The 6,172-nt window shown below is 48.0% G+C and carries 5 protein-coding genes and 1 pseudogene; all 6 read right to left on the bottom strand.

All coding sequences use genetic code 11. The features are described 5' to 3' along the window. The coding region (locus tag FP827_03035; GenBank protein ID MBA3052052.1) for a hypothetical protein at positions 1-282 on the bottom strand (282 nt) is incomplete at its 3' end. Between the two features lie 65 nt (positions 283-347). Then, a pseudogene (locus FP827_03030) lies at positions 348-431 on the bottom strand (hyaluronoglucosaminidase). 1,203 nt (positions 432-1,634) lie between these two features. After that, positions 1,635-2,210: an RNA 2',3'-cyclic phosphodiesterase gene (thpR, locus tag FP827_03025; GenBank protein ID MBA3052051.1), complete on the bottom strand. Its 576-nt coding sequence runs from the start codon at positions 2,208-2,210 to the stop codon at positions 1,635-1,637. After that, positions 2,182-3,063: a tyrosine recombinase XerC gene (locus tag FP827_03020; protein ID MBA3052050.1), complete on the bottom strand. Its 882-nt coding sequence runs from the start codon at positions 3,061-3,063 to the stop codon at positions 2,182-2,184. Before FP827_03020 ends, thpR begins: the two co-directional genes overlap by 29 nt. Continuing rightward, positions 3,050-5,074, bottom strand: a complete 2,025-nt coding sequence (gene topA / locus FP827_03015) for a type I DNA topoisomerase (GenBank protein ID MBA3052049.1) — start codon at positions 5,072-5,074, stop codon at positions 3,050-3,052. The genes FP827_03020 and topA overlap by 14 nt, the downstream gene beginning before the upstream one ends. A gap of 18 nt (positions 5,075-5,092) precedes the next feature. Then, the coding region (gene dprA / locus FP827_03010) for a DNA-protecting protein DprA (protein ID MBA3052048.1) at positions 5,093-6,172 on the bottom strand (1,080 nt) is incomplete at its 5' end.

Here is a 6,172-nt window from a genome sequence, read left to right as displayed (position 1 = left end):
ATCAAATAATAGCCATTTTTTCGGGAAATATTTCAAACCTACCCCCATCATTTTCAAAGAACTTTTCCCACCGTAGCCGTTAGTATTAAAACCAGTATCTATCCAGTCCTCTTTATTGGGATTTTGCTGAATATTATAGAGAGCGTATATACCTATTTTCTCTTTAAAATTGGATCTGTTTAAAATTTCTGCATTACTATTCTCTGCCCTAAAAAACAGTAACAATCCCAATAACAAAAATTTAATCATTTTACGGGTATAGTACATAAATCCTCTTTTCATAATTGCACCTCCATTCTGTCCCTCATTTGGCAAAAAATATTTATTAACTTATGTGCTTAGTAATACTATGCCGCAGCTATGGTTGTTAAGGTGTTCCCAGAACCCCTATATTTCAATGCACCATTCTCCACGAAAAGAACGCACCCCCCAGTGGGGGCACTGGGGGGTGCAGTAGTACGATTACCTATTCCAACAACACCCAATCCGCCACCAAAGCTCGTTGTATTAATACCTACGTTTCTATTCGTATCTATTCTTACAACTTCCGCATTATTTGCTCCCAGGGATAAATCATAATTCAAATAAGCAAAAACCTGTAATCTTCTTGCATCACTTAATTTATCTCCAATATATCCCGTAAGGCTAAAACTATCAGCCGATGTTTGCCCTATATCCAAATAAGACATCGCTGCATTGTCAGTGCCTGTGGACTGAATTCTGATATAAGCAGGAGTGGCTGCTTTCACTATCATATCTACATTAGATTCCAAAGTAGATGTATTAAGAATTATCAAATCGTTCGTCCCAAGAGCCGCACCACTACTAATTTTAAAATCATTACTTGCGCTATAATCAGTTCCCATTGTAAATTGAGATGTTGCACTCTCTTGAAAGGTTATGGCTGTATCTGCCGTTGCCTTATTTAGAGTTAATAAACTTACTGGACTCGTTGTGCCGATGCCGATGTTGCCGTCTTCTTCCAAAATCATTATGTCACGATAAGTTGCGCCATTGTAACTTTTCATATAGAATTTATCATCAGAATTGCCACGAAACATATAAAAGACTTTTGTTGCACTCTCTTGGAAGTAGATTCGCTCACCACCGCTTGCGTTCGTATTCTCAATTATTAATGCTGTCACACCGGCATGGTCTTTTCTTAAATGCAATAATTCGCTCGGATTTGTCGTCCCAACGCCGACGTCACCGCCATCTTCAACTATAACTGTAGCCACCCCGCCTGAGTTTTGAATTTCAAAAGGATTGCCATCATTATAACCACCATCTTGAATGATTAAACCTTTAACTGTTGAATGTACCTCGGCTGTGCCCGAAGGTTGCAAAATATGCAATTTAGCTCCCGGGCTTGTCGTGCCGATGCCGACTTTGCCGTCTTCCTGTATGCGCATCAGTTCTGTGCCATTATCGTGTGTGAATTTTATGACATTTGTCGTGCTGTCATTGTTATTGTCGCAATCTATCAGAACATCGCCGTCTGCTGTTATAGGAACATTTGAATCAGCCATTTTGCCCCTCCCTCTCTCTTACCGAACAGTGTAGTTTTAGAAAAGAGACTCTATCAGCTTCTTCTGTATTATACCCCCCCCCTAAAATATTGTCAATGGGGGCTTTTAAGATTTGAATTCGGCGGAAAAAATATCACGGTAAACTGCGCCGGAAAGATGAAGTTCGCTCCTTATAAGAAAGAGTTTCGCCGCACTGAAAGAGGAGATAAATCTCAGCGAGTAAAAGTCCTTATGCACGCTCTTGCCGCTGAGGCGGCAGAGAGTTATGTGCGGTATGAATTCCTTGCTGTCTTTCGGTATGCCGAGAGACTCCTTCGCGCGCTCTGATACAAACTTGCTGATGGCGGCGAGATCGTCCCTGCCTTTTCTCACGCCCGACCACAACACTTTAGGTTTTTGCGCCGGGAAAGAACCCGTTTTCCCAAGCGAGACCTGAAAGGGAGAGAATTCCGAGCAGGCTTCGCTGATTATCTTCTTTGCGGTTTCTATCTTTTCTTCGCTCAGTTCGCCGAGAAATTTCAATGTGAGATGCAAACCATCATCCTTCACGATCCTTCCGTCGATATTTGCCGACACCGGACCGAAAACATTTCTGATCTCTTTCTTCGCCTCATCGCTCAGTTTCACAGCGATAAAGTATCTGACCGGCGTTTTATTTAGCTCTTGGGTGGGTTCTGTCATATACGTCCTTTAGCCTTTTGGCTGAGATGTGCGTGTATATCTGCGTCGTTGAAATATCCTTGTGTCCGAGAAATTCCTGTATTGAGCGCAGATCGCAGCCCCGCGAGAGCATTATCGTGGCGAAGCTGTGCCTGATGCTGTGAGGGCTGACATGCTTTGAGATCGCGGCCTTGTTCATGTGCTTGTTGAGTATGCTGCGGATAGACACCGCCGACAGGCCCGTGCCGTTTTTGTTGAGAAAAAGCGCTTCCGGTTTAGGCGGCCTTCTTTCAAGGTAGCGTTCCACGGCCTCAACAGCGCTGTCGTTTATGTAGCAGAATCTCTGGCGGCTGCCCTTGCCCGTCACCTTCACGGTGGAACTCCACACATCAATATCTGAGATCTTGAGAGCCGTCAGCTCACCCACGCGCATTCCCGTCGAGTAGAGCAGTTCAAGTATCGCCCTGTCCCTGATGCCCCTCGGTGAATTCACATCCGGCGCATCCAGCAGCGCGTTCATTTCATTCTCTTCCAGCACCGTCGGTATCTTTTTGATCCTTCCCGGCACAGACACGCCGAAAAAGGGATTCTCCTCCATAACGCTCTCGGTGATGAGAAACCGGAAAAAAGACCTGATGGACGATAGCATCCTGCCGATGGACACTGCCGAAAGGCCTTCTCTCGCGCGGGTTATAAAAGCCCTTATCTGCCTTCTTTCAAGGGATGCTATATCAAGCTTCTTCTCGCGCGCGTAATCAAGGAAACCGCCGATGTCTTTTCTGTAAGCCCTGATGGTGTTGGGCGAATAATTTCTTTCCGCCTCAAGATATGTCTCGAATTCCTTTAAAAAGATTAAGCTTTCAGTCGCTTTCATTCGGTTCGCTTTCCGCGGGTTTTTTCTCTTCCCCGTAAGGTATTATGCTCTTACAGGAAGGAAAACCGCTGCATGCGTAAAAAGGGCCGCGGCGGGCGACGCGCAAAACCATGGACTTGGCGCATTTGGGACAGAATTTCTTCTCGGGCAGGAGCTCCCCCCCGTCTTCGGTAAAATAAACCCTGTAAACGCAGGCCTTGTAACCCGCCCCGCAATAAAGGAATTTGCCGTTCGCCGAATATTTTTCCACAAGGTTTGTGCCGCACCACGGGCATTTTCTGTCCGTCACCTTTTTCAGCGTTTCCATATCCGTCTTGGCTTTTTCAAGCAGCACCTCAAATTCCTTGTAGAAATTCTCCAGCACCTCTTTCTCGCCGATCTTCGCGTCCGCCACATCATCCAGCATGGATTCAAGTTTGGAAGTGAATTCGTAATCCGTTATAAGAGGAAAATGTTTTTCCAGCACATCCGACACCACTTCCCCTATATCCTGTAAAAGCAGCTGCCTCTTGTTGCGCACGACATACTTTCTCCTGAGGAGCGTTTCAATTATGGAAACATAGGTCGAGGGGCGTCCTATTCCCTTGGCCTCGAGCGTCTTCACAAGTGAAGCCTCGTTATAATGCGGCGGGGGTAAGGTCTGATGCTCGCTCGTTTCTATTTCTTGCAGGAGCGCGGAACTGGCGACGGCGAGTTTTTCCATAAATTCAAAAAGGCCACGGGCTTCCCTGTCCGCGGTTATCCTTTCGCTGTAAAGGGTGAGAAAACCGGCGTCTTTCAAAACGCTCGTCACTGCTTTGAAGGCGTAAGAATCCTTTTCCAGACGGACGCTGCGCGTGACAGAGAGCGCCTGATTCATCTGGGACGCCATAAAACGCTGCCATATGAGATGATAGAGCTTGAACTGCTCGGGGCTGAGGTTATCCTCTATATTTTCCGGGATTATATCCACTTTAACCGGCCTTATCGCTTCGTGAGCTTCCTGGGAATGGGCAGATTTTGTTTTGTAAACCGGACTTTTCGCGGGAAGAAAAGATTTTCCGTAACGGCTCTCTATCAGTTTTCTCGCCTCTGCCTGGGCCTGCTTGGCGACCGCTACCGAATCCGTCCTCATATAAGTGATGAGGCCCGTGCGGCCTTCGGGAAGGTCTATTCCCTCATAAAGCTGCTGGGCGACGATCATGGTCCGGCGTGAAGAAAATCCCAGAACGGTGTTCGCCTGCTGCTGCAGTGTTGAGGTCGTAAAAGGGCGCGGCGGCGATATCTTCTTTTCAGTGATATCATTTTTTTTCACGCTGAAATCCGCGCCTTTCAGTTTTTCTATGTCTTTGAGTATGCTCTCATCGCTCACGCGCTCGTCTTTGATCGCCTCGCCTTTGGCTTTGACAAGATCCGCCCTGAGCATCCCGCCGGAGGTCTTAAAATCCCCGGCGACTTTCCAGTAAGTGACGGGCTCAAAAGCCCTTATCTCTTTTTCCCTCTCAACGATGAGCTTGAGGGCAGGCGACTGCACACGGCCGGCGGAAAGGCCGGACGCTATTTTTTTCCACAGTATGGGGCTTATCTTGTAACCCACTATCCTGTCCAGTGCCCGGCGCACGCGGTATGCTTTAACGAGATCCATGTTCAGCTTGACGGGTTTTTTGAAAGCATGTTTTATCGCCTCCGAGGTTATCTCATGGAACACCGTCCGGCGGGTTTTATCGTCGGGGATCTTGAGGAGCTCCTTCACATGCCAGGCTATGCCCTCGCCCTCCCTGTCACCGTCGGTCGCCAGATAAACAAGGTCGCAGTCCTTATAGGCTTCCTTGAGCTTCGCGACCAGTTTCTTCTTTGCCGGTATCACGCCGTAAGAACTCTTGAAACCGTTTTTTATATCCACTCCCAGCACTTTCTTCGGAAGGTCCCTGATGTGCCCCATGGATGACATTATCGTGTATTCCGCGCTAAGGAAATTCTTTATTGTCTTCGCTTTCGTCGGTGACTCCACTATTACCAGATGTTTTTTCATGCGCTCCTCACTGTTTTTTTATTTTTTTCTGACGAATTTTCCGCCAGCAGAATTATCAATAAATCCATTTATCTGAAGATTTGTCAAGGCTCTGAATATTTTTGAAATGTCCAGCGACGCTTCCCTCTTTATCGTATCGAGGCTCACGGGATGCCATCCTATGACGGCGTAGATCTTTTTCTCCTCGTCGGAAAAAGGCTTTTCGGGCTCCCTGGCCTGCGATATTTTTTCCGTCTGCTCAAATCCTTCAAAAGAAAGCTCACCCGCAATGTCTTCTTTGCTCTCCACAAGTTTGGCGCCGTCTTTGATGAGCGCGTGGCAGCCTTTGTAATTATTTTCAAAGATACAGCCCGGCGCCGCCCAAACATCCCTGCCCTGCTCCGCGGCGTAAGAGGCCGTGATGAGGGTGCCCGATCTCTGCGGAGCCTCAGCCACGAACACCGCGCAGGACATCCCGCTTATGATCCTGTTGCGCCAGGGGAAATTCATCTTCGCCGGAGGCGTGCCCATGGGATATTCGCTGACAACAGCGCCGTGTTCGGCTATATCCCGGGCAAGGCGCTCGTTTTCCGGCGGGTAAATGACATCCGGCCCGGAGCCTATCACGGCGACAGTTTTCCCGCCGTTTTTTATAGCCGTCTCATGAGCCTTCGTGTCTATGCCCCTGGCAAGGCCGCTGACGACGGCAAAACCCATTTCGCAGAAGGCGGCGCTGAAATATTCGCAGACCCTTTTCCCGTAAGCGGAAGCGCGCCTTGTGCCCACGACCGCTATCATCCGCTCGGACGGGCGCGGTATCTCGCCCACCACCCTCAAAAATAAAGGGGGATCGTTTATTTCTTTTAAGAGCGCGGGGTATTCCTCATCTTCAAGAAAAACAAGGCGCGTGGCTGTTTTTTCCATGATCTTCACCTCTTGACCGTAATCAAAGGCCGCCTTACCAAGCAAAAAAGCTTTTTTGCCTATTATGTTCGCCAGCTCATCTCTGTCTATACCCATGAGCTCGAAAGGATCGGATTTGTACCTGTAAAGCGCTGTCAGATCCGACTGGGTGAGCGATTCTGAAAGCGACAGCTCCAGCCATTTATTTCTGTCTTT

Source organism: Candidatus Omnitrophota bacterium (assembly GCA_013791745.1).
In the GTDB taxonomy this organism is placed as follows: domain Bacteria; phylum CG03; class CG03; order CG03; family CG03; genus CG03.
Note: the sequence above shows the minus strand (reverse complement) of the source record. Positions and strands in the feature narration are given on the sequence as shown.

Bases quoted from the DNA above. Each gene is read 5' to 3' on its own strand.
- thpR (MBA3052051.1), bottom strand. From the start codon at position 2,210: ATGACAGAACCCACCCAAGAGCTAAATAAAACGCCGGTCAGATACTTT.
- FP827_03020 (MBA3052050.1), bottom strand. From the start codon at position 3,063: ATGAAAGCGACTGAAAGCTTAATCTTTTTAAAGGAATTCGAGACATAT.
- topA (MBA3052049.1), bottom strand. From the start codon at position 5,074: ATGAAAAAACATCTGGTAATAGTGGAGTCACCGACGAAAGCGAAGACA.